The sequence below is a fragment of the Saccharomonospora saliphila YIM 90502 genome, from assembly GCF_000383795.1.
Classification (GTDB): Bacteria; Actinomycetota; Actinomycetes; order Mycobacteriales; family Pseudonocardiaceae; genus Saccharomonospora; species Saccharomonospora saliphila.
This window is the reverse complement of record NZ_KB912603.1, coordinates 35,163-37,610: the sequence shown is the minus strand read 5'-3', so window position 1 is coordinate 37,610 and position 2,448 is coordinate 35,163. Positions and strand designations below refer to the sequence as shown.

Sequence of the window (2,448 nt, the reverse complement as noted above, 5' to 3'; positions counted from 1 at the left end):
AGCGCAGGTCCTCGCCCCAGCCGCCGTCGGCGTTCTGGTGCTCGGCCAGCCAGCCGACGGCCGACCGCACGGCCTCGTGCGTGCGCGGCAACCCGGCCGCGAGCAACGCGGGCACGGCCGCCCCGGTGCCGTAGACATGGTTGGCGCCCCACCGGCCGAACCACGAGCCGTCCCGTTCCTGATGGTCGAGCAGCCACCGGACTCCGCGCCGCGCGGCGTCCGTGCCGGACAGGTCCCGCGCCGCGAGCATCTCGACCACGTGGGCGGTGACGTCGGCCGACGGCGGGTCGATGACGGCGCCGAAGTCGCAGAACGGCAGCTTCTCGCACAGCGCCCGGGTGTTGTCGGCGTCGAAGGCGCCCCAGCCTCCGTCGCGGGACTGCATGCCGATCAGCCAGTCGGTCGCCCGCTCCACGGCGGCCCGCACCCGCTGCGGCTCGGGGTGGGCGATCCGGCGCAGCCCCAGCACGACCTCGGCGGTGTCGTCGGTGTCGGGGTAGTGGTCGTTGGCGAACTCGAAGGCCCACCCGGACGGGGGCACGTCCGGCCTGCGGACCTGCCAGTCACCGCCGACGCGGATCTCCTCGCCGAGCAGCCAGTCCGCCGCGCGCACCAGAGCCGGGTCGTCCGGGGGCGTGCCGGAGTCCAGCAGCGCCGTCACGGCCAGCGCGGTGTCCCACACCGGGGACTGGCATGCCTCCAGCCTGCGCACCGGGCCGTCTTCGGTGTCCTCGCGCACCGTGAAGCTCTCCAGCCCGTCGAGCGCCTTGCTCAGGACCGGGTGGTTCACCGGGTAGCCGCGCAGGTGCAGGGCCAGGATCGAGTAGACCCACGGAGGCTGGATACCGCCCCACCCGCCGTCGGCCTCCTGGCGGTGCAGGATCCACCGCTCGGCGCGGGCGAGTGCCACCCGCCGCAGCGGCTTGACCGGCATCCGTTCCAGCCGGTGCAGCACACCGTCGAGCCCGTGGAACACGCCCGCCCAGCTCAGGGCCGACGCCGACGGCCGGGCCGGGGCTCCGGTGCGCAGCTCGCGGACGCCGAATCCGAGCGAGCGGGTGGGCCGTTCCGCGTTCACGATCGTCAGCGGCACGACCGTCTGCCGCGCCCAGCACGCCCAGTCGTAGACGTTGAGCGGGAACCAGTCGGGCAACAGCATCAGCTCCGGCGGCAGCACCGGCAGGTCGCGCCAGGACCACTGCCCGAACAGCGCCAGCCAGATCCGGGTGAACACCCGGGTCCGTTCGAGTCCGCCGCTGTCCAGGACGAACTCCCGAGCACGCCGCAGGTGGGCGGCGTCGGCCGGGTCGCCCGCGAGCCGGAGCGCGGTGTAGGCCTCGACCGTCGTGGAAAGGTCGGCCGGTCCGTCGTGGAAGGTCGCCCAGGTACCGTCCGCGCGTTGGCGCGACCGGATCCAGCGCGCGGTCTCGGCGGTGACGCGCTCGTCGGAGATGCCGAGGAACCGGCGCAGGAACAGGTCCTCGGCCTCCATGGTCACGTTGGTGGCGAGTTCGCCCTTCCACCAACCCTGCTCATGCTGCGTGGTGAGCAGGTACTCGCGGGCCCGGGCCACCGCGTCGACGGTCGGGTCCTCGGTGGCCACGGACGGCCGGGACAGCAGATCGGTCATCGGTCACGCTCCACGACGAACTGGGTGAGATCGGACAGGGCCGCGTGGATCTCCGGCGGCGGGCCGAGGCGGTCGAGCCGTGCTCGCGCCTGGTCGATGTACCTCCGCGCGCGCCGCCGGGTCCACTCGATCGCACCGGTGCGCTCGACCAGGTCGGCCATGCGGCGCAGTTCGGCCTCGCCGGGCGGGTCGGCGCGCCGGTACAGCTCCGCGAGGGCGGCACCGTCGCCGGTGGACGAGGCCATCGCCACGACCACCGGCACCGACTTCTTGCGCACCCGCAGGTCGGCCAGCACCGGTTTGCCCGTCACCTCCGGGCTGCCCTCGATGCCGAGCAGGTCGTCCACCAGTTGGAAGGCCATCCCCAGTTCACGGCCGAACTCGGCGAGCTCGTCCACCGCCGTGCCGGGCGCGCCGCCGAGCACGGCGCCCAGTGCGGTGGCACAGCGCATCAACGACGCCGTCTTGCCCTCGGCCATGTCGAGACACTCGCCGACGCCGACCTCGGTCCGCCGCTCGAACGCCATGTCCGCGCTCTGGCCCTCGATCAACCGTCGCACGGCGGCGGTGAGCCACCGCGACGCCGCGGCCTCGCCCGTCTCCTCAAGCACCTGCATCGCCAGCGTGAGCAGGGCGTCTCCGGCCAGGATCGCCGTCGGCATGCCGAACAACCGCCACACCGTGGGGCGGTGCCGTCGCTCCACGTCACCGTCCATCACGTCGTCGTGCAGCAGCGAGAAGTTGTGCACCAGCTCCACGGCCACGGCGCCGGGCAGGGCGCGCTCCGGCGGGGCGTGCACCGCCCGCGCGGCCAACAG

General features: G+C 73.7%; 2 protein-coding genes. Both read right to left on the bottom strand.

The window, feature by feature from the left end; translation table 11 throughout:
- Positions 1–1,630 (bottom strand): squalene--hopene cyclase (gene shc, locus SACSA_RS21035; protein ID WP_019813029.1); only part of this gene is annotated, 1,630 nt, incomplete at its 3' end.
- Positions 1,627–2,448 (bottom strand): polyprenyl synthetase family protein (locus SACSA_RS0101730; RefSeq protein WP_019813028.1); only part of this gene is annotated, 822 nt, incomplete at its 5' end. The genes SACSA_RS0101730 and shc, both read right to left, overlap by 4 nt.